The 19438-nt window shown below is 55.7% G+C and carries 20 protein-coding genes and 2 tRNA genes; 12 read left to right on the top strand and 10 right to left on the bottom strand.

Annotation, left to right across the window (positions count from 1 at the left end):
* The first annotated feature begins 143 nt into the window (after window positions 1–143).
* The 5 genes from R2A130_RS03550 to R2A130_RS03530 all read left to right on the top strand — a co-directional run bounded on the left by R2A130_RS03550 (window position 144) and on the right by R2A130_RS03530 (window position 5276).
* Complete coding sequence (locus R2A130_RS03550; protein ID WP_009463669.1) at window positions 144–1226, top strand: ABC transporter ATP-binding protein; 1083 nt, start codon at window positions 144–146, stop codon at window positions 1224–1226.
* 28 nt (window positions 1227–1254) lie between these two features.
* Window positions 1255–2607 carry an extracellular solute-binding protein gene (locus R2A130_RS03545; protein WP_009463668.1) on the top strand — a complete coding sequence of 451 codons (1353 nt, stop codon included), beginning with the start codon at window positions 1255–1257 and terminating at the stop codon, window positions 2605–2607.
* A gap of 167 nt (window positions 2608–2774) precedes the next feature.
* A complete protein-coding gene (locus R2A130_RS03540) occupies window positions 2775–3695 on the top strand; it encodes a carbohydrate ABC transporter permease (RefSeq protein WP_040304864.1) in 921 nt (306 codons plus the stop codon).
* On the top strand, window positions 3695–4576 hold the full coding sequence (locus R2A130_RS03535) for a carbohydrate ABC transporter permease (protein WP_009463666.1): 882 nt from the start codon (window positions 3695–3697) through the stop codon (window positions 4574–4576). The genes R2A130_RS03540 and R2A130_RS03535 overlap by 1 nt, the downstream gene beginning before the upstream one ends.
* Window positions 4577–4580: 4 nt before the next feature.
* The gene (locus R2A130_RS03530) at window positions 4581–5276 is read left to right on the top strand and encodes a cytochrome b561 domain-containing protein (RefSeq protein ID WP_009463665.1); all 696 of its coding nucleotides are present in this window, start codon (window positions 4581–4583) and stop codon (window positions 5274–5276) included.
* Between the two features lie 5 nt (window positions 5277–5281).
* On the opposite strand, the gene R2A130_RS03525 is transcribed toward R2A130_RS03530, so the two are convergent.
* Window positions 5282–5704, bottom strand: coding sequence for a heme-binding protein (locus tag R2A130_RS03525; RefSeq protein ID WP_009463664.1), 423 nt, complete (start codon window positions 5702–5704; stop codon window positions 5282–5284).
* A 44-nt stretch (window positions 5705–5748) separates the two neighbouring features.
* Here R2A130_RS03525 and R2A130_RS03520 point away from each other — a divergent pair, with 44 nt between their 5' ends.
* On the top strand, window positions 5749–6648 hold the full coding sequence (locus tag R2A130_RS03520; RefSeq protein ID WP_040304607.1) for an SMP-30/gluconolactonase/LRE family protein: 900 nt from the start codon (window positions 5749–5751) through the stop codon (window positions 6646–6648).
* Here the strand turns inward: R2A130_RS03520 and R2A130_RS03515 are convergent.
* The 4 genes from R2A130_RS03515 to R2A130_RS03500 are packed head-to-tail and all read right to left on the bottom strand — an operon-like array spanning window position 6645 to window position 8606.
* A complete protein-coding gene (locus R2A130_RS03515) occupies window positions 6645–6818 on the bottom strand; it encodes a hypothetical protein (protein ID WP_009463662.1) in 174 nt (57 codons plus the stop codon). The genes R2A130_RS03520 and R2A130_RS03515 overlap by 4 nt on opposite strands.
* Window positions 6819–6866: 48 nt before the next feature.
* Entirely contained in the window at window positions 6867–7874 is a 1008-nt protein-coding gene (locus R2A130_RS03510; protein ID WP_009463661.1) for a DNA topoisomerase IB, read from the bottom strand.
* Window positions 7875–7878: 4 nt separating this feature from the next.
* A complete protein-coding gene (locus tag R2A130_RS03505) occupies window positions 7879–8094 on the bottom strand; it encodes a DUF2945 domain-containing protein (protein ID WP_009463660.1) in 216 nt (71 codons plus the stop codon).
* 11 nt (window positions 8095–8105) lie between these two features.
* Window positions 8106–8606 carry a pyridoxamine 5'-phosphate oxidase family protein gene (locus R2A130_RS03500; RefSeq protein ID WP_009463659.1) on the bottom strand — a complete coding sequence of 167 codons (501 nt, stop codon included), beginning with the start codon at window positions 8604–8606 and terminating at the stop codon, window positions 8106–8108.
* A gap of 297 nt (window positions 8607–8903) precedes the next feature.
* Between R2A130_RS03500 and R2A130_RS03495 the strand changes: the two genes are divergently transcribed.
* Complete coding sequence (locus tag R2A130_RS03495) at window positions 8904–11231, top strand: NADP-dependent malic enzyme (RefSeq protein WP_009463658.1); 2328 nt, start codon at window positions 8904–8906, stop codon at window positions 11229–11231.
* 11 nt (window positions 11232–11242) lie between these two features.
* Here R2A130_RS03495 and R2A130_RS17385 read toward each other — a convergent pair whose 3' ends face one another.
* The gene (locus tag R2A130_RS17385) at window positions 11243–11761 is read right to left on the bottom strand and encodes a TetR/AcrR family transcriptional regulator (RefSeq protein ID WP_009463657.1); all 519 of its coding nucleotides are present in this window, start codon (window positions 11759–11761) and stop codon (window positions 11243–11245) included.
* Window positions 11762–11927: 166 nt separating this feature from the next.
* Here R2A130_RS17385 and R2A130_RS03485 point away from each other — a divergent pair, with 166 nt between their 5' ends.
* Together R2A130_RS03485 and R2A130_RS03480 are read left to right on the top strand one after the other, a co-directional pair.
* Window positions 11928–12344, top strand: a complete 417-nt coding sequence (locus R2A130_RS03485) for a DM13 domain-containing protein (protein ID WP_009463656.1) — start codon at window positions 11928–11930, stop codon at window positions 12342–12344.
* 87 nt (window positions 12345–12431) lie between these two features.
* Window positions 12432–12983 carry a hypothetical protein gene (locus R2A130_RS03480; protein WP_009463655.1) on the top strand — a complete coding sequence of 184 codons (552 nt, stop codon included), beginning with the start codon at window positions 12432–12434 and terminating at the stop codon, window positions 12981–12983.
* Between the two features lie 56 nt (window positions 12984–13039).
* On the opposite strand, the gene R2A130_RS17380 is transcribed toward R2A130_RS03480, so the two are convergent.
* The gene (locus tag R2A130_RS17380; RefSeq protein ID WP_009463654.1) at window positions 13040–14326 is read right to left on the bottom strand and encodes a DUF3422 domain-containing protein; all 1287 of its coding nucleotides are present in this window, start codon (window positions 14324–14326) and stop codon (window positions 13040–13042) included.
* Window positions 14327–14464: 138 nt separating this feature from the next.
* On the opposite strand from R2A130_RS17380, the gene dusA reads away from it, so the two are divergent.
* Both dusA and R2A130_RS03465 read left to right on the top strand, forming a co-directional pair.
* Window positions 14465–15514 carry a tRNA dihydrouridine(20/20a) synthase DusA gene (dusA, locus tag R2A130_RS03470; protein ID WP_009463653.1) on the top strand — a complete coding sequence of 350 codons (1050 nt, stop codon included), beginning with the start codon at window positions 14465–14467 and terminating at the stop codon, window positions 15512–15514.
* 331 nt (window positions 15515–15845) lie between these two features.
* Complete coding sequence (locus R2A130_RS03465) at window positions 15846–16322, top strand: hypothetical protein (RefSeq protein ID WP_009463652.1); 477 nt, start codon at window positions 15846–15848, stop codon at window positions 16320–16322.
* Here the strand turns inward: R2A130_RS03465 and R2A130_RS03460 are convergent.
* Entirely contained in the window at window positions 16319–17164 is an 846-nt protein-coding gene (locus R2A130_RS03460) for an RNA methyltransferase (RefSeq protein WP_247869232.1), read from the bottom strand. The two genes, R2A130_RS03465 and R2A130_RS03460, sit on opposite strands and share 4 nt — an antisense overlap.
* A gap of 621 nt (window positions 17165–17785) precedes the next feature.
* On the opposite strand from R2A130_RS03460, the gene R2A130_RS03455 reads away from it, so the two are divergent.
* The gene (locus tag R2A130_RS03455; protein ID WP_040304605.1) at window positions 17786–18415 is read left to right on the top strand and encodes an imm11 family protein; all 630 of its coding nucleotides are present in this window, start codon (window positions 17786–17788) and stop codon (window positions 18413–18415) included.
* A gap of 696 nt (window positions 18416–19111) precedes the next feature.
* Here R2A130_RS03455 and R2A130_RS03450 read toward each other — a convergent pair.
* Both R2A130_RS03450 and R2A130_RS03445 read right to left on the bottom strand, forming a co-directional pair.
* Window positions 19112–19185: transfer RNA gene (locus R2A130_RS03450), tRNA-Gly, on the bottom strand.
* 80 nt (window positions 19186–19265) lie between these two features.
* Window positions 19266–19350 (bottom strand) — tRNA-Tyr (locus tag R2A130_RS03445).
* Window positions 19351–19438: the final 88 nt, after the last annotated feature.

Here is a 19438-nt window from a genome sequence, read left to right as displayed (position 1 = left end):
GAAGTGCTTCCGTGTAAACGTTCATCTTTACGTTAGCGCTAACGTAGCACATGGGCAAATGCGGCGAAAATTGGTTGTTTTGACGGCTTAGCGTGTCTCAACTGTCGCATGGCCCGTTCAAGAGGCCTTTCTGGGAGTGACTTGTGCCGAAGATTCGTTTCGAGCAAATCGAGAAATATTACGGGAGCGTTCGCGTTCTCCCGCCGCTGGATCTTGAGTTGGATGACGGCGAGTTCACCGTGCTTGTCGGCCCATCGGGTTGCGGCAAATCCACCACATTGCGGATCGTAGCCGGGCTGGAAGAATTGTCCGGAGGTGAGATCTACTTCGACGACAAACCGATCAGCGGCTTGGAATCGAAAGAGCGCGATCTGGCGATGGTGTTTCAGGACTATGCGCTCTATCCGCACATGAACATCGCCAAGAACATGTCGTTTGCGCTGCGTTTGAACCGCACACCAAAAGCGGAAATTGACGAGAAGGTGAACCGTGTCGCTGAGATGCTGAACATCGGTCAGTTGCTTGATCGTAAGCCTGCAGAATTGTCAGGCGGCCAGCGCCAGCGTGTCGCCATGGGCCGTGCGCTCGTTCGCGATGCCTCGACGTTCCTTTTTGATGAACCGCTCTCTAACCTCGACGCCAAGCTGCGCGGTAAGATGCGCACCGAGCTCGCGGAAATGCGCGATAATCTCGACAAGAACATGATCTACGTCACGCATGACCAGATCGAAGCAATGACGCTGGGCGACCGTATCGTGGTCATGTCGGAAGGCATCATCCAACAGCAGGGCACGCCGGAGCAATTGTTCAAAGAGCCCGTGAACCGGTTTGTCGCTGGCTTCATCGGCAGCCCGACCATGAATTTCCTCGACGCTGAGATTAGCGAAACGGGGAAGGGCGTAACGGCTTCTGGCGACGGCTTTTCGCTTCTACTGGATGGACCGCTTGCGCAGCGTCTTAAATCTCATTCGTCGAAGAAGGTTGCTCTCGGCATTCGTCCGTCGTCGTTCAGCGACGATGTGTCTGTGGGACCGACCATGGACTTGCGACTGATCGTTTCGGAATATTTGGGCGCACAATCGACGCTCGTCACACGCTGCGGCAGCGAAGAGGTTCTGGTGGAGCACAACAGCTCTATTCCGCCTCGCGCTGGCGCTACGATGACGTTCGCCTTGCGCACCGACGAAGTTATGGCTTTCGATACCGAGACCGGTATTCGGATCTAATTCACTCAGCACTCTGGAGGAGAAACCTATGCTGAAATCACTAACCGCGACATTGATCGCATCGACCATCATGGTCGCTGGTACATCGGCGGCACTTGCCGACGGTCACGCCACCGGCCCATACGCGGCATATGCCGGTCAGACTGTGACTGCCATGTTCCCCGCGCACCCACATTACAACGCTGCCATGAAGGTGCTTCCGCAGTTCACGGAAGAGACCGGCATCAAGGTTGAAGTCGACCAGCTGCAGTATCTGAAAATGCGTGAGCGCCAGACACTGGAACTCACCAAGCGTGAAAGCGACTACGACCTCATCGGTTATGTCGTGTTCTCCAAGGCCGATTATGTGTTTGCCGACCAGCTGGAAAACCTGGCCCGTTACTTCATGAACCCGAAACTCGCCGATCCGAACTACGACGCGGAAGACCTGATCGACGGTTACGTGCAGAACATCGGCGTTGCCGGTGGTAAAAAAGGCTACCTTCCAGGTCCGACAGGTTCGCTCTTCGGCGTACCATTCGGTTCGGAAACTTCGGTTCTCGCTTACCGCAAGGATATCTTCGAGAAGCACGGCATCAAGGTTCCAGAAACCTATGACGAGTTGCTCGACGCAGCCTGCAAGATTCCTGAAGTTGAAAAAGGTATGGGCGGCATGGCCTCCCGCGCAGCTTCCGGCCATCAGGCATCGCACGCTTTCCTTCTGCACCTCGCCCCACTTGGTGGCCGTGTGTTCGACGACAACTGGAAGCCGATCATCAACAACGAAGCCGGTGTGAAAGCAGCCAACGCGCTGAAGACCATCGTCGATTGCGGCCCAGAAGGCGCCACGACATTCGGACCTTCGGAAGCTGCCAACTCGTTCAAACAGGGCAACGCTGCCATGTTCATGGACTCCATCGCTTTTGCTGCCGGTTTCGAAGATCCCGAGCAGTCCAAGGTTGCTGGTAAAGTCGGTTACGCGCTGCACCCTGAAGGTGTTCGTCGCGGTTCGCAGACCGGTGGTTTCGGTATCGGTATCCCGAAAAATGCGCAGAACAAAGAAGCGGCCTTCCTGCTTCTGCAGTGGCTGACGTCCAAAAAAGGTGACCTCGCTGTCGCCATGCAAGGCGGCAACCCATCGCGTTTCTCCACATATGAAAACGCAGAACTGAACGCGAAATACCCTTATTCCGCGACATTCGGTGAAGCGCTGAAATATGCTGACCCAGACTGGCGTCCAATCATCCCAACATGGGGTAAAATCAACGCCGACATCGGTACGTCCATGTCGAAAGTCTTGACCGAAGGTCTCGACCCGCAGGAAGCGCTGAACGGCGTTGCCGAGCGTGCTGAAAAGACCATGGACGAAGCCGGGTACTACACCTGGGTCAACGTCAAGTAACGGGAACCTCCCGACGGTCGCTCCTCGTTTGAGCGGCCATCTCCGTCCGATGGTTTCGAGCATCGGACGGAGAAAACTTCCGACTTCGCAATGGTCTGATTAGCGTTTTCGACGCACCGGGCGAATTGCGGAAAGATTTCGAACCAAACGAAAGCCGCGAACGCGCCATGACCGCCGCATCCCGCATCAACCGTATGACGCCTTATCTGTTTCTGGCTCCGGCTGCGCTCGTGCTGGTGATAGCGCTGCTCTACCCAATCGGCTTCATGATCTACGCGAGCTTCCTCGATTGGCGGCCATCGCAATATATTTCCGAGGCCGAATGGGTCGGCCTTCGCAACTACATCAACCTCGCTTCCGATGAGGCGTTTCTGGAAAGCTTCGGTGTCACGCTGCGCTTTGCCGCAATCGTCGTGACCCTTGAGATGGCGCTCGGCGTCGGTCTCGCGCTGCTACTGGATCGCAAACTGCGCGGCATGGCGGCACTCCGTACCATCTTCATTTTGCCAATGATGATCGCGCCCATCGTTGTCGGTCTCATGTGGCGCTACATGTACCACCCAACCGTCGGCATCTTTAACCGCACGCTGAAGGATTGGGGCTTCGATCCCATCCCGTGGCTGTCGGACGGTTCATGGTCCTTCGTAGCTGTGGTCATCGCAGACGTTTGGCAGTGGACGCCCTTCATCTTCATTCTGTCACTGGCGGCGCTTCAATCGTTGCCGCAGTCGGCATTGGAAGCTGCCCAGATCGATGGCGCATCCGGTTGGCAGAAGATCATCTACATTAAACTGCCGCTGATGATGCCGGTGCTCATCGTGGCAGTGCTGTTGCGTCTGATCGATGCCTTCAAAGTGCTGGAGGTTATCCTTGTGATGACCAATGGCGGACCGGGGCTGTCGACCGAGATTCTATCGCTTCGAATATTCAGGACCGCGCAGGAATTTCAGGAACTCGGCTACGCAGCCGCAATGTCCAACTACCTGCTCATCATGCTCATGCTGCTGACCATCGCGATGTTTGCCTATAACAGCTTGACGGAGCGCCGCTCCGCCCGTCTGCGGGCTGCTGCGCAGGAGGACGCGTAATGGCCGCTCCAAACCACCAGACAGCCAAGGGTAACGCGATCTTCTACGCCATCATGATGGTGCTGATCGTTCTCGCGCTCGGCCCGATCATGTTGATGCTGACCACGTCGTTCAAGGCGAATATCGACATCAATGATGCCAGCGTTTCGTCATTCTTTTTCACGCCGACGATCAAAAACTACGAAGCGGTTTTGTGTGATGTGCTTTGGTACAAACCGGAAAGCGTAGATTTCTGCGATCCCACATTCAGCCGCGCGTTGGGCAACTCGATCTTCATTGCGTTAATCTCCACCGCGTTGACGCTGGTGATCGGCTGCATGGCGGCTTACGCCTTGGTTCGCTTCCGCTTTATGGGTCGCGGTACCGTTTCCATGACGACATTGTTGATGCGCATGGTTCCACCTGCCGTGCTGCTGGTTCCGGTCTTTGGTATCTGGACGTTCCAGTTTGGCCTCGACAGCACCTATACTGGCATCATTCTCATCTATGTAGCGATGAACCTGCCATTTGTGATCTGGATTTTGCAGAGCTTCATTGTACAGGTTCCGATCCAGCTTGAGGAAGCGGCACGGATGGACGGGGCGAACCCGTTTCAAGTGTTCTTTCTCGTGGTGTTGCCGATCATCAAGCCCGGTTTGGCTGCTGCTGCGATCTTCACATTCCGCATCGCTTGGAATGAGTTCCTGCTGTCCAACGCACTTGCAGGTCGCAACACGCGCACCGTTCCTGTCACCATCGTGAACTCGATCACTGAGTACAATATCGACTGGGGTGTCATCATGGCGACGGGCATGCTGCTCGCAATCCCACCGGTGATCTTCACCTTCATCGCGTCCAAACAAATCATCACGGGCATGACAGCGGGGGCCGTTAAAGGTTGACCCGATGCTGGAATGGTTCCTCGCCCCGATTGACCTGACCCGTCCTCACGATGTCAGCTTTCTGACCGCGTGGCACGGTCGCTTCATGGTGTTGGCTTGGGGCGTCATGGTTCCGGTCGCCATCCTCTGGGCGCGCTTCTTCAAGATTGCAAAAGGCCAGAAATGGCCTGAAGAACTGGACAACAAGGTTTGGTGGCGGTCGCACTACATTCTTCAAAGCCTTGCGGCATTGGTGATGCTGTTTGCGATCTGGTTGATATGGGCACCTGCCGGTGATTCAGACATCGCCTGGTTGCATCGCTTCATCGGCTGGACGCTGACTGCGTTTTGCGCGACGCAAATTATTGCTGGCGCAACGCGCGGATCAAAGGGCGGGCCGACTGACCCGCGTGGCAGCATGTTCGGTGATCATTTCGATATGACGCCAAGACGTTTGATGTTCGAGTATCTGCACAAGACGTTGGGTTATATTTCCCTCGCACTCAGCTGGTTCACCATCTATCTCGGCATGTGGATCGCCAACGGTCCGCGTTGGATGTTCATATCGATCAGCATCTGGTTCTTGCTGCTGGCTGTGGCATTTATCATTTGCCAGAAACGCGGCATGGCGATGGACACGTATCAGGCCATCTGGGGCACCGACCCGAACTTGCCGGGCAATCGCCGCAGGCCAATCGGGCCGGGTTACCGCCGCCATTGATGAGCTTATTCGAACGTTTCCGCACCGATTTCTACCAATGCAGCATTTGCGCAAGCCAAATCCTGGTCGCCAGAACCTGAGCCGATGCCGATGCCGCCAATGAGTTTTCCGTCATGACGGATGGGAAGGCCACCGGGCAGGCCGGTCACGTTATTCTGCGTTGCCGCAGCGATTTTGGGCTGAAAATCAGCTGGAATAGCAGCGCTTGGTGCATTGTTGGACGCAGCCGTGCGGGCTTTCGTCAGTGCGCTTTTCTGGCTGAGGAACTTCGCGCCCGTCATACGAAGCGTGATGATGGTGTCGCCGCTAACATCGACGATGGCGATGCACTGCGGTTGGTCGATTTCAGTCGCTTTTTCAGCTGCTTTTTGCGCCATGCGCATTGCAGCGTCATGACTCAGCTGTTTGGTTTCGATAAAGTCACCCATTGCAGAATTCTCCCGATCTAATCGAATTTATAATTGAGGAAGCCATGTCTTTTTTTGAAGTACACGACCCGCGTTTTGGCAGCTATGTCATGTTCAACGCGCCGGTGAAACAGATTGCGACAGGTTTTGATTGGGTCGAAGGTCCGGTGTGGTTCGGTGATGCAAACTGCTTGTTGTTTTCCGACATTCCCAACCATCGCATCATGCGCTGGACGCCGGGCGAGGGGACGTCGATTTATCGCGCGCAGAGCAATTATTCCAACGGCCATACCCGTGATCGCGAAGGACGTTTGGTATCCTGTGAGCACGGGACACGTCGTGTCACGCGCACGGAATATGATGGCTCGATCACGGTCATTGCAGATTGTTTTGATGGAAAGCCGCTGAACTCACCTAACGATGTGGTGGTGAAGTCGGACGGTTCAATCTGGTTCAGCGATCCACATTATGGAATCAAGACGAACTACGAAGGTTACAAATCCGAACAGGAACTGCCTTGCGTCGTCTATCGGGTCGATCCGCAAAACGGCGACATCTCGGTCGTTGTAGATGACCTTGGTTGCCCTAATGGCCTCGCGTTCTCCAAAGACGAGAGCATTCTTTACGTGGCTGATACCGGTCCGATTTTCGAAGCCGATGCCCCCCGCGCGATCCACACATATGCGGTCGATGGCAATACATTGGGTAAGGGCAGCCATTTCCACACCATCGACCCCGGCGCAGCGGACGGTATCCGTATCGATGAAGACGACAACGTCTGGTCGTCAGCCGCAGATGGGGTTCATTGCATTTCGTCTGAAGGCGATTTGATGGGCAAAATTCTGGTGCCGGAAATCGTGTCCAACCTGTGCTTCGGCGGTCGCGCTAAGCACGAACTTTACATGACCGGGACGACAAGCGTTTACCGCGTCATTCTCAATCGTTCGGGCATTCAGATACCTTAAGGCTCTTTGCGAATGTATGTAATGAGGAACATCAAACAGGCCAGCAGAAAGAATATCGAACCGAACATCGCCCAGAAATTACCGATGCTGGCCATAATGAAACCGCAGGCTGAAATGACGAATAGCAGCCATCCAATCAGGTCTATTCGGCGGTTGCTGATTTTGAACATGGGGCGATCTTGAGCGGAATTTTGCGAATTTAAGAGTAGCGTATCCTGTTAGCGGCCTTCCAGAAATCGCATCAGTCCGGTTTCCCCAGCATCAAGATTGTTTCGTCTGCGTCCGCTCGTCAGGCCGGGGTCCAGTTTGCCGTCAAGATAAACGTCTAAAAGCGGGCTATGAACATAGCTGTTTCGCGCAACTGTAGGCGTGTTACGCAGCTTTTCTGCGACCTGTTTAACGGCAGCGACTGCATGCTTTCGTGTGGGCTTGTCTGCGGTTTTGCACAGTTGTTCCAATGCCAATGCAGACCCTCCGAAGGTACGGAAGTCCTTTAGCGAAACATCAGCTTCGGCGATGTCTGATAGATAAGCATTAAGCTGTGTAGCGTTTAGCGGGGCCGCGTTTCGCCTTGGCTGAAATAACCGTTTGCCGCCGCGTTTTTTCAAGGCTCGAAGCCTGCGTTTTAGAGCAGGGTCGCGCAGCCGCACCTTTGCTTCTTTTCCGGATTTTGCCGTAAAATCCAGCGTCAGTTCGCCGTCACTTTCATCGACATGTTTGTTCAAAAGTGTTGCCGTGCCTGCCGTACCATTTGCGGCATATTGTTCATGACCAGCGCGAACCCATTGGCGGTCGACCAGCCGCAATGCCGTTGCTGCAAGGCCGCGATCGTCTGAAAGTGGTTTGGTGATGTCTTCGGAAATAGCATCGCGGATACGCGGCAGTGCTTTGCCGAAACGCTTGAGGCGTGCGGCCTTTACGGCTTCACGCACGTCTGTCCAACGATCATGATATATGTATTGCCGCCGCCCTTTGGCATCATTGCCAATGACCTGAATATGCGCGGCAGGATCCAACGCCATGCGGACGTCAGTCCATGCTGGTGGCACTGGAAAACTGTTGAGTTCTGAAATCCGCCCTTCAGGAACGGGCCTGCCGCCTAACGTGTAAACGGTCTCATCTCCAGCACTACATCGTTCAACGAGCAAGTCTTCAGTGGGAATGACGAGGAGGCCCAAACGTTGAGCCTCCCCGCCATGAGTGATGCGGTTTGTGCGCCGCGTCATCTCACTATGCCTTGCGCACTTCACTGTGCGATTTCAGCACGGCGTCGCCGTCTTCCTGCTTGATGTAATAGGCAGGCTCGTCATCACTGGCTTCTCGGGTAACTTCGTTACCTTTGATTTTTCGTGTGATCTTTTCGGTGTATTTTGTGTCGATCTTGCCAGTACCGGTGCCATTGCCCCAGTCCCACTCGACATTCGTGCCTTCGCTATAACCGGCCATTGTCGGCCTCCTTACGCTGCATTCAGGTCGAGTTTTTCGTTCTCGCCCATGTCCGGCGCTTCGTCGGTGAAATAGCCTTTGGCGACTTCAAATCCTGCCTTGGCGATGTTCACATCATTGTCCCAGAATTCAGCCTGATCCGGCTTTACGGTAATGATGGCAACATCAGCCTTCTTCGGGTCGTCACCGAACCATGCTATTGCGGCTGCATCCCACAGGCGTTCTATCAAGGCTTGGTCGGTGCTCACCTCGGCGTGGCCTGAAACTGACACGTAGATCATGGATGATGAATCCACGAAGGACAGCGCGATATCGCGGTCGTGATGTAGCTCCTCGACTTTATGCGACTTACGGTCTGTGATGAAGTGGATGAGACCTTCATCCGCTTTCACATAGGGTGCCATCGGGCGGGACCGCAGAACGTCGCCGTCCTCGGTTGTGACCATACAGGCCGTCATTGGCTCGATGAGGTTCCAGAACTTCGTGAGTGCTTCTTTGCGTTCGTTGGACATAGTGATGCCTCCTGTTCGGGTTCGCGGCGACAACCGGTTGAATAGGAGACTGGTTCCGAAATATCTCGATTTCGAATGCGTGCGGAATGTCGCAGTTTGAATTTCGAGGCTAATTTTAGCTGGCCGGATCGGTAGGCGTGGTCGGCCAGTGGTCCTTATGGTGAATTGTTATAGATGATGAGTGATGCGAAAGCCTCGCTTGCGATATTCCTGTTTTTCAAGTCAGTGCATAAAGTTCTCAGATGTTCCCACGAGGGGCGAAGCTGCTGATAAGGTGGTAAGAACCTTGCAATAATAATGACCGGCGTTTGGGCGGCGGTTTTGGGAGCCTATACCGTGAGCACGCCGAAAAATTCCAACGACACGCAGCTGACCGAAGATGCGCTGGCCTACCACGCGCTGCCGCGCCCTGGTAAGCTGGAGGTTCGCCCCACCAAACCGCTGGCCAATCCGCGTGACCTGTCGCTGGCCTATTCGCCTGGCGTTGCAGAAGCCTGCACGGCGATTGCGAAAGATCCTGCGGCTGCTTCGCTGTATACCGGACGTGGCAATCTCGTGGCGGTGGTCTCCAACGGTTCTGCTGCGCTTGGTCTTGGTAATATCGGACCGCTGGCGGCCAAGCCGATCATGGAAGGCAAGGCGGTGCTGTTCAAACAGTTCGCCCATATCGACTGTTTCGACATTGAACTCGACGAGAGCGATCCGGAAAAATTTGCTGAGCATGTGATCGCGATGGAGCCGACCTTCGGGGCGATCAATCTCGAAGACATCAAAGCACCGGATTGCTTTGTGGTGGAACGCATCTGCCGCGAGCGGATGAACATTCCGGTTTTCCATGATGACCAGCACGGCACCGCAATCGTGGTGGGTGCCGCAATCACGAACGCCTTGCTGCTGACGAACCGTGAGTTTGCTGATCTGAAAATCGTATCAACCGGCGGCGGTGCGGCGGGCATTGCTTGCCTTAACATGTTGATGAAGCTTGGCGTGAAGCGCGAGAATATCTGGCTTTGTGACATCGACGGTCTCGTTCACAGCTACCGCACCGACGATATGGGACCAGAGAAAACCGCCTTCGCCCAGACCACGGACAAGCGCAGTTTGAACGATGTGATTGATGGGGCAGACCTGTTTCTCGGTCTGTCCGGCCCCGGCGTGTTGAAGGCCGAAATGGTGGCTCGGATGGCCGATGATCCGATCATTTTTGCGCTCGCTAACCCGACACCGGAAATCATGCCGGAAGAGGTGAGGGCGGTGGCGCCGGGCGCCATTATGGCGACTGGTCGTTCGGATTATCCCAATCAGGTGAACAACGTTCTGTGCTTCCCGTTCATCTTCCGCGGTGCATTGGATGTGGGTGCGACCACGATCAATGACGAGATGCAGGTCGCCTGCGTCGAGGGCATCGCGGCTTTGGCGCGTAAGACGTCCTCTGCGGAGACGGCTGAGGTCTATGGCGAGGAAGACCTGAAGTTTGGTCCGGACTATCTCATTCCCAAGCCTTTCGATTCCCGTCTGCTCACCGTTGTTGCCGGCGCTGTTGCTAAGGCTGCCATGGAGACCGGTGTTGCCGAGCGTCCTGTCGCAGATTTCGATGCCTATATCGCCAAGCTGAATGCGTCGGTTTATCGCTCGTCGATGTTGATGCGTCCGGTTTTCGATCAGGCTGCTTCTGTTGTTCGTCGTATCGTGTTTGCCGAAGGCGAGGATGAGCGGGTTTTGCGTACCGCTGTTGAGATGATCGAAGAAACCAACGACTTACCGATTTTGATTGGCCGTCCCGAGGTCATCTCACACCGGGTGAAGAAGCATGGATTGCCGCAGTCGATTGCGGATCAATTCGAGATCGTCAATCCAGAGTCCGATGCGCGGTATCGCGAATATTGGGACACGTATCACGCTGCAATGGCGCGCAAGGGCATCTCTCCGCAGCTGGCACAGGCGGTGTTGCGTACGAATACGACCGTCATTGCCGCCGTCATGGTGGCGCGGGGCGAGGCGGATTCGATGATTTGCGGCACCTTTGGTAATTTCCCGTGGCACCTGTCCTATGTCGAACAGATGCTCAAGACGGATGAGCTTTCGCCTGTTGGTGCGTTGTCGTTGCTTATTCTCGATTCTGGTCCGCTCTTCGTGGCCGATACCCACGTGAACAGCGAGCCGACCTCGCAGCAGATTGCTGATACCGTGGTCGCTACCGCGCGCCATATTCGCCGTTTTGGTATCGAACCCAAAATCTCGCTTTGCTCCAACTCGCAATTTGGGACGCTGAACACTGAGAGCGCCATTCGTATGCGTGGTGCCTTGGACATCCTCGATAAGGCCGGCCACGACTTCATCTATGAAGGCGAAATGCCGGTGGATGCCGCGCTCGACCCTGAAATTCGCGCGCGTCTGCTTCCCAACAGCCGTATGGAAGGCAAGGCGAATGCGTTCGTGTTCTCCAATGCCGAGACTGCCGGCGGTGTTAAGAACTCGCTGAAATCCGTCACCGGCGGTATCGAAGTCGGCCCGATATTGATGGGCATGGGCAACCGCGCTCATATCGTGACGCCGTCGATCACTGTGCGTGGCTTGGTGAACATCGCAGCGCTCGCCGGAACGCCGGTTCAGACTTACGCTTAAGCGATTGCAGCCTAGATAGCTTTGCCGCGAGACAGCACGCGAAGTCCGACATATTCACGGGTGAGGCGGTCTGCTTCCCACTTGGCGGCGTTGCTTTTAGCGCCGTCATCTTCCAGCGCTTTTCGAAAGCCGCTGCGGAGACGTTCGATCTGATCGTCCACGCGGGCGGCAATATCCTTGTCGTTGATCGGCGCACCCGCTGCGGTGTTGCACAACAGGCAGCCACGGTTTTCGCCTTTTTCAAGCGTCGCGCGAGCGCCCTGGAACACTGCGGAGATACGCTCTTTGCCCGGCACGTCTTCACTCTTCAGGCGTGCTTCGCCGGGTGAGACATAGATTTCGTCATAGGCGTTCAGCGCGCGCAGGAAGAGTTCCTTTTTGGAACCGAAGGCTTTGTAAAGGCTGCCGCGCGTGATCTCCATCGCATCCAGCAGATCGTGCAGGCTGGTGCCCTCATAACCCTTTTCCCAAAACGCATTCATTGCGGCTGAGACGGCCTCATCCATGTCGAATTCTCTGGGGCGGGCCATGGGTTTTCTCCTTCAGCTTTCGTGCGCCATACTATTATAAACCAATTAGTACACAACCCACTGTTCTGTGATGAGGTGTTACTAGACCATTCGGTTCCTAACGCTCATGTTGGCTTCATCGAAACAGCGGCACCACAGATAGCCGCCCCAATGAGGATCAACTACAATGTCTTTCACCACCCTTCGTGCCATCGCCCCCGGTGCTTCCGCTGCTCTTGCCCTTGGCCTGATGCTGGCCACCACCAACGTTGCCAAGGTCATGGCGGCAGAAGAGATCGCCACCGGCTCATTCTACGGCGAGAGCAAACACGTCACGACCGGCTCGGTGACCATCGAACGTGATGGCGACAAGGTCTTTGTGGTTCTCGGAGAGAATTTCTCTCTCGATGGTGCACCCAACCCGACATTGGGTTTCACGAAGGACGGAAAGTTCGACAAAGCGACAGAGTTTTCCGATCTGAAAAAGCTCAACGGCCGTCAGGTCTATGAGCTGCCCAAGGGCATCATGGTCAGCGCATATGATGCGATCACAGTGTGGTGCGCCAAGTTTGCCGTGCCGCTCGGCTCCGCAAAACTCAAATAGCCACCCCTTCAAGTCTTGCTAGGTGTGGTGGTTCCTCCCGGCCACCACGCCTTGCGGCCACCCATCCGAGACCCTCAGGATACCACGATGACCATGATCATGGACAACAATCAGGCTGACACGAGCCTTGCCAACCGCTTCGCACTGCCGAAGATCGATGTTAGTCTTATCGCTACCGCTACTATCGCAGGTGCCTTCGCGACGCTCGGTTTCGACCTGTTCGGCCAGACGATCTCACCCATGTTGAAGAGCGTTGCTTCTCCATTCTTAGGTGCCAAGCTTGCACCAGTGGCGCTAGCCAATCAGTCGCTTGCCGTCATTTTGGGCCTGCCCGGCAAGACGATTTCCGGCCTCGGTATCGGCCACGCCATGCATCTTCTCACCGGCTTGCTGCTCTATCCGCTTGGTTACATGCTGGTGTTCAAGCCCATCGCGGATGCGATTTTACGGACACCATGGTGGGTGAAGGGTGCTGTTTACGGCGCTGCGCTCTTCGTCTTCGCGCTCTACATCATGGCGCATCTGGTGGCCGGTAATCCGCCGTTCCTCGGCTGGGGTGGCATCACATGGGTCGCGCTTTGGGGGCACATGGTTTTCGGTCTGATCGTTGCCTGGTTCGATCACCGCCGCGCCATCTAGACAAACACAGTTTTTTCCCAAATGAGGGCGGGCGAGCCATCGCCCGCTCTTGTTTGTTAGGGCGACGATTTCTTCAGCAGGTCGCTTTCCCACCGCTTCCGCATGGTGTGCAGGAATGTGTAAACGCCGAGGAAGATGACGGGCACGGAAATGCCGATAATGATGGCAGGAGATAGCCAATCCGGTAGCACGCCGGTGAGCGATGCCGCCATGTAGGACACAAGGCCCACAAGATAGTAGCTAATCGCAACTGCGGACAGACCTTCCACGGTTTGCGCGATGACGACCTGCTGGCGGTGGCGGGCATCCATGCTTTTCAGCAAGAACTGGTTGTCGCGGTTGAGTGACAGGTCGATGCGTGTTCGCAAAAGGGAAAGCGCCTGGTTGAGATCATCGATCAAAACCTGCTGGCGACGCACAACACTCTGGATAGTGGACACGCCTGGATTGAGCCGCGAGCGCACGAAGCCGGTAACGGTTTGCAGCTCGCCCAGTTTTTCCTCTTCCAACGAGTCCAGTCGTTGTTGGACGATTTCGTTATAGGCAAGGCTTGCTGCGAAACGGTAACGGCAGCCTGCGGTTTCCGCGTGGGCTTCCTGCATCAGTGTCGAAAGCCGCTCGAAATGAGCTTCATCATCCAGCTCTTTCGCCTCCGAATTCATGGCGGACATGATGGTGCCCAACTCCATTTCGAAGCGGCGCAGTTTCTCGCCGGTGCGGCGGGCCAAGGGCAGGCCAAGCAGGCACATGTTGCGGTATGTTTCGACTTCCAGCAGCCGCTGTATGCGACGGCCCAGCTGTTCGCTAGGCGCTGCCGGTGCTTTTACCACAAACGTGATGAAGCCGTGCTCATCGGGAAATAGCGTGGAGCGCACTTCCAGATCGGTGCAAATATGCCCGCCCATGATGCGGCTGCCGAATGTTAGCTCCTTGAAGCCTGTCGATTTCGGCGAATGCAGCAGAACCCGCGTTAGGCAGATCGTTTTTACATGCTCGATGGTTGTGAGATCCCGCAGGAACTCACCGAGCTTGCCCTCTGCATCATCTGCGGAGCGCCGAAGCATGATCGAGACGAATTCGGAGTGCTGCTCAACTTTTACGGCGACGCCCTGACGTATAACCGCCCAATGACGTTCGCGAACCGCTTCGCTGGGAATTTCAAATACTGCGAGGATCTTCGCCAGTTCATCCGTTCCGGCCTGAAAGCACAGATGCACGACCTGATCGTCGTTCGAGACCGGCATGGCCGGTCGGGCATGCGGTTCCAGCACCAATGTGGAGCGGTCATCGTGAAATTGCCACGAAGCGGAAAGCGGTAGGGTTTGAATGGGGGCAGGGGTCATGCCTTGAGGGTCTTTCGTTCTATCAAAGTCGGCGGCCCCCTCAGGTCACCCTTTCTCCATAGGGCGGGTAGCGACGATTGGGAAGCGCAATGGATGCGGTACTTCCACATTAGGAGATCGCTCGCTAATACCACGGCCATGACCACCGAGCACAAATCCATCAATCGCGCCGCACCGGTACTGAGCTATGACGTGAACACGCCAAGCAATGCTTTGCCGCGTTTCGCCGTCGCACCGATGATGGATTGGACGGATCGGCACTGCCGCTACTTTCACCGTCAACTCACCCGCCATGCCTTGCTCTACACAGAGATGGTTGTGGCCGATGCTTTGATCCACGGCGATATCGAACGGCATCTGCGGTTTCATGCTGATGAGCATCCGTTGGCGTTGCAACTGGGTGGGTCCGAGCCTGAGAAGCTGATCTTTGCTGCGAAACTGGCGCAGGACTGGGGCTATGACGAGGTGAACCTCAATGTTGGTTGCCCATCCGATCGCGTGCAATCCGGCACATTCGGCGCCTGTTTGATGCGCGAACCGGAATTGGTGGCGCGGTGTGTGGAAGCCATGAAATCGGTGGTGGATAGTCCCGTTACCGTGAAATGCCGCATCGGTGTGGATGATCAGGAACCGCGAGACGCTTTGTTCAAACTGGCTGCAGATGTTTTTGCTGCCGGCGCCGACGGGCTTTGGGTTCATGCGCGTAAGGCTTGGCTGAAAGGCCTTAGCCCGAAAGAAAATCGCGATATTCCTCCTTTGGATTACGAGATCGTGCGGGAGCTGAAGAGGTCGTATTCAGATCGCTTCATTGGCCTAAACGGTGGTTTGGCTACTCTCGAGCAAGCGCAGCATGAGGGGCAGGGGCTTGATGGTGTCATGTTGGGGCGTGCTGCCTACCATGATAGCGACCAGCTGCGCGCTGTGGACAAATTGTTCTACGGCGATGATGCCGATTCTATCGATGACACCGCTCTATGCGAGGCAATGATGGAGCATGCTGCCGCCCATATCGCCGCTGGTGGCAGGCTGCACCATGTGACCCGCCATATGCTGGGCCTGTTTTCCGGCCGCCCCGGGGCGCGGCGCTATCGCAACGTGCTTTCGGTCGGCGCAGTGCCCCGTGATGCTGGGCCTGAGGTGATTGCCGATGCGTTTTCCGTAATGCGCCAGCAGGCGTCTGCAGCTTGAAGTCGAATGTGGAAATTAACCCTTTTTGCAAACTGTTTGCCTTAACCGTTGCTTAACCACAAAAGCCCGCGCAACGTGATCTTGAGCCGGTGGTACTGGCTCGTGAAGCGGATGCAGGTGTCGGGGCCGGATAAGAGCCCACCGCTGGATCGTACAGTCTTTACACGGGTTTGACCCAGTCGACGGCGTTTTATGCGCGTGAGGCTGGGACCGCGTAAATGTGCGATGCTAGACACCAGTCTAACACGCCATTTCAGACCCGGGGGCAGTGCCACCAGAACCTGTGCAGCATGGAACCCCATGTTGCCGCACTCTGGTCTGTGAGGTTGTCATGACCGACATGAAATCGAAATTCGCACGCGCGATGGGCGTAGCCCTTACGACTGCGTTGCTGGGCGGCGCGACACCCGCTTTTGCATCCGACGCGCACTGTTTTCCTAACGCCAAATTCGAACCGAGCGAGCCTGAAGACCGCTACGCTTTGGGCTTGATGACCGACCCTGAACAGGTGGCAGCCATCGAAGAATTGCAGGAGCTGCAATGGTCGTTGCGATTGAGCGTGCTGCCCGTAACCCGCCTTTCCGCAAAGCGTGATTTCTTCCCGGGTCGCGATCCGCTGGAGCAGCTTGATGCCGTGGATGGTACAGCAAGGCTGACCTACGAGGATGAAATTGCGAACCGTCGCACGGGCTCGAAATATATGTACGTCTCACCGGCCATGAAGCGGCTGGCGCGTCAGCGATCTGAATTGCGTTCGTTGAAGCGTAAGCCGTGCAACCCGCACGTTCTTTACTTGGGCAGCTATTAGGCTTTCTTGATCGCCGCCCTGACCAGATAGAGGGACAGTGCAGCTGCATTGGAAACGTTCAAGCTCTTGATGGGGCCGGGCATGTCCAACCGTGCAAGTGCTGTGCAGGCTTCGCGGGTTTGTTCGCGCAGGCCTTTGCCTTCGGCACCCAACACAAGTGCCACCTTCGACGGTTTAAGATCGTCGAGGGTTTCCTGCACTTCAAGCGGACCTTCGCTGTCCAAGCCGATAACCGCGAAACGATGCTCGCGCAGTTCATCCAGCGATTTGGACAGGTTCCGTATCGCCAGCATGTCCACCATATCCACCGCGCCAGATGCCGATTTTGCCAACACTCCGGTTTCCGATGATTGGTGACGCGATGTGACCAACACGGTCTTCACGCCCATGGCGACCGCGGATCGCAAGATCGCGCCTACATTATGCGGGTCTGTGACCTGATCGAGCACCAGAATGATCTGGTCGTCGGCGAAGTCGTAAAGATCTTTCGGTTCCTCGCGCAGCAGTGGTTCGCAATCGAGCAGCAGGCCTTGATGCACGGAATCCGCGGTGACCATGCGGTCTAGATCGGCTGTTTTACCGATGCGGATATCTAGGTCGGGGTGCTGCGCCAGCGCGTTGTGGTCCAGCCGCTCCATGCCACTATCAGTGGCGAGAAGCTGGCGCACTTTGCGCTTGGGGTTGCGAAGCGCTGCATCGACGGTGTGCACGCCGTAGAGCCAGACGTTTTCGACGATTTCGCCGCCTTTTGGACCACCACGGTTCGAACCGCCTCGTTGGCCTCTGGGTTTGCCGCCCTTTTTGTTGGTGGGGGGACCATCATGTTTTCTTATATTTTTCATGGCCGCCGTATGGCACATGAAATGCCTTGCGTCCTGCATTTCCGTGCGGCCAAGCGAAAATACCCGTCAGCGAAAAACTGTGGGGGAAGAAGAAGCGGGAACCGGTGGGGCGTGAGAGACGACCTATGCCGGTATTTTCGGCGAACGGTCACCCGTCACGCCCCACCCGGTTCTGCTGCGGGCGCCGCGAAAATCGCCTTTGCCCTCACACACCACTACATTTACGGCCCTTGCGGGCCGCACCTGCACCCCAACAGGCAGCCACGCACGATACGTGACCCGGGAAGAGAGCGCGGGGCTCCGAAACGCCTGGCCGTAAATTCCAGCCGCTCCGGAAGAACCGACCCCGCACGACAAGCCAACGGTGCGCACCGCCGGTTCCCTGTGAGAGGTGGGGCGATGATGACATGGTGGGGACGGGCGGGGAGAAGTTTTTTGACAGGGCTGAATGTCGCTACAGCAATGTTCCGTATATCGGATTATGCGACTTTAAGATCAGATGCTTTATCTGAATTAGATAGATGCGTTCGCCCGCACTCTCTTAATAATCTAAAGAATGATCGCAGAAGGCGGTTTTCATCGACGAAGTCGTCGACAAGGCCCGAAGAGCGGAGAGTTGCGATGGTTTGGTTGATTGTCCACGGCCCAACAGTTTTCGCATTGGGCACCGACAAAAGCCATTGGTACGGAAGCGATGAAGCCAGAGCCCGGAGCGGACGTTTCATTAGTACACTGGAGGACGTGATTGCAGGCGATGCACCGAACCACTTGTATCTCGGTGGAAAGTCCGCGTCAGACATGCCTGCACTTTTGGCGCATCCGCTATGGAACTGTAGTCAAGAATTCCGCGATCTCATCGAAGAGCTGGAACCTGGCATCCATGAGTTTTCACCCGTTCCTGTCTACGACAAAAAGCTGGAAAACGTCGTAGCAGAACGCTTTCTTCTCAGAGTTCGACAGTGCGTTCCGACCATTGATCCGGATACGTCCAATCCGGAAATAATTCATAGACCTTCCCACGCACCCGAAAGCGGGGATTTTTGGCTTAACTTGGCCCTATTACCTCTGGAAAAATATAAGAAGGCACCACCACTCAAGTTGAGTATGAAGTTCCCGTCCGATGTACATCTGTGGAGGGATTCTGTTCGCAATTCGTACGAGCAGGTTTTCATCTCGGATTTGATGAAGTCAGAAATGGAGAAACGCGGACTGTTTCAAGAGAAAAACTTGGCTATGTACCCTGCGGAGTAAGGTTTCGCAGTTCCATACAAGCTGCCTGACCAATCATCCTCGTCGCAAAAACCATCCTTTTTGCAACGGCAAATGGCACTGAACGAATTCAATAGCTTAGGTTTCGCAAAAATTAGTCGCAGAACTCGACCGGCTGTCCGACTAAAATGCTAAAGCGGAAATTCGTTTCACACGATGAGGCCCGCACACTCGATTGTCATCCCCGCGAAGGCGGGGACCCACTTTGCTGCTTAGTGATGTGGCGATGGTTTGGTGCGATTGGGGGAGCATCGCACTTCCAGCATAACCGGTGGAACTTGTTGATGAGTGGTCCCCGCCTTCGCGGGGATGACAGTGGAGTGGGGATGAAAACCGGGGGGTGGTCGTCAACGGAGTAGGGGCGGGCATGGCACGGTAGGATGTGGCAGCATGCTCACCTCATCCTCCTGTTGTCATCCAGGACGGCCGAAGGCCGAGCCTGGACCCAGAAAACAAGCAGAAGATCGCGCTTCCGCGTCTTCATATGGACGCGCTGTGCGCGGAGTCTTTGCTGGGTCCCGGCTCGCGCTGCGCGCGTCCGGGATGACAGGGGAGGGATGTGGGAAGATTAATAGAGTGCGAGGCAGGAAATCGAACCCCGCACGCGAAGCGTGCCCTCAAAGAATCGAGGGTTCGTTCCAAAGCCGTTCAGAACCGAGGCATCAAAAGCGGATAGATTGGAGCGGGTGAAGGGAATCGAACCCTCGTATTCAGCTTGGAAGGCTGCTGCTCTACCATTGAGCTACACCCGCATAATGCGAACCTATCGTGCCGGATGCACCCTGCCAAGCGGCAGTGCACATGCATTTTAAGGCTAGGCAAAAGCGCTGGCTGGTGGAGGAGGCTGGATTCGAACCAGCGTACGCTAAGCGAACGGATTTACAGTCCGTCTCCTTTAACCACTCGGACACTCCTCCAAGCCAGCGAGAGCGGTTATGGCGAAGGGCATTTTCACTGTCAACGTGAGAATGGGGCGATAACGAATGATATTGGGAAATAGGCCGC

Source organism: Ahrensia sp. R2A130 (genome assembly GCF_000179775.1).
Taxonomy (GTDB): Bacteria; Pseudomonadota; Alphaproteobacteria; order Rhizobiales; family Rhizobiaceae; genus Pseudahrensia.
This window is presented reverse-complemented; position numbering and strand designations above follow the sequence as displayed.

Coding starts and splice junctions, on each gene's coding strand:
- R2A130_RS17380 (WP_009463654.1), bottom strand. CDS start 14,326: ATGACCCCTGCCCCCATTCAAACCCTACCGCTTTCCGCTTCGTGGCAA.
- R2A130_RS03510 (WP_009463661.1), bottom strand. CDS start 7,874: ATGACGCGGCGCACAAACCGCATCACTCATGGCGGGGAGGCTCAACGT.
- R2A130_RS03455 (WP_040304605.1), top strand. CDS start 17,786: ATGGTTTGGTTGATTGTCCACGGCCCAACAGTTTTCGCATTGGGCACC.
- R2A130_RS03480 (WP_009463655.1), top strand. CDS start 12,432: ATGACCATGATCATGGACAACAATCAGGCTGACACGAGCCTTGCCAAC.
- dusA (WP_009463653.1), top strand. CDS start 14,465: ATGACCACCGAGCACAAATCCATCAATCGCGCCGCACCGGTACTGAGC.
- R2A130_RS03515 (WP_009463662.1), bottom strand. CDS start 6,818: ATGTTCAAAATCAGCAACCGCCGAATAGACCTGATTGGATGGCTGCTA.
- R2A130_RS03530 (WP_009463665.1), top strand. CDS start 4,581: ATGCTGGAATGGTTCCTCGCCCCGATTGACCTGACCCGTCCTCACGAT.
- R2A130_RS03520 (WP_040304607.1), top strand. CDS start 5,749: ATGTCTTTTTTTGAAGTACACGACCCGCGTTTTGGCAGCTATGTCATG.
- R2A130_RS03505 (WP_009463660.1), bottom strand. CDS start 8,094: ATGGCCGGTTATAGCGAAGGCACGAATGTCGAGTGGGACTGGGGCAAT.
- R2A130_RS03500 (WP_009463659.1), bottom strand. CDS start 8,606: ATGTCCAACGAACGCAAAGAAGCACTCACGAAGTTCTGGAACCTCATC.
- R2A130_RS03525 (WP_009463664.1), bottom strand. CDS start 5,704: ATGGGTGACTTTATCGAAACCAAACAGCTGAGTCATGACGCTGCAATG.
- R2A130_RS17385 (WP_009463657.1), bottom strand. CDS start 11,761: ATGGCCCGCCCCAGAGAATTCGACATGGATGAGGCCGTCTCAGCCGCA.
- R2A130_RS03540 (WP_040304864.1), top strand. CDS start 2,775: ATGACCGCCGCATCCCGCATCAACCGTATGACGCCTTATCTGTTTCTG.
- R2A130_RS03545 (WP_009463668.1), top strand. CDS start 1,255: ATGCTGAAATCACTAACCGCGACATTGATCGCATCGACCATCATGGTC.
- R2A130_RS03535 (WP_009463666.1), top strand. CDS start 3,695: ATGGCCGCTCCAAACCACCAGACAGCCAAGGGTAACGCGATCTTCTAC.
- R2A130_RS03460 (WP_247869232.1), bottom strand. CDS start 17,164: ATGAAAAATATAAGAAAACATGATGGTCCCCCCACCAACAAAAAGGGC.
- R2A130_RS03495 (WP_009463658.1), top strand. CDS start 8,904: ATGACCGGCGTTTGGGCGGCGGTTTTGGGAGCCTATACCGTGAGCACG.
- R2A130_RS03465 (WP_009463652.1), top strand. CDS start 15,846: ATGACCGACATGAAATCGAAATTCGCACGCGCGATGGGCGTAGCCCTT.
- R2A130_RS03485 (WP_009463656.1), top strand. CDS start 11,928: ATGTCTTTCACCACCCTTCGTGCCATCGCCCCCGGTGCTTCCGCTGCT.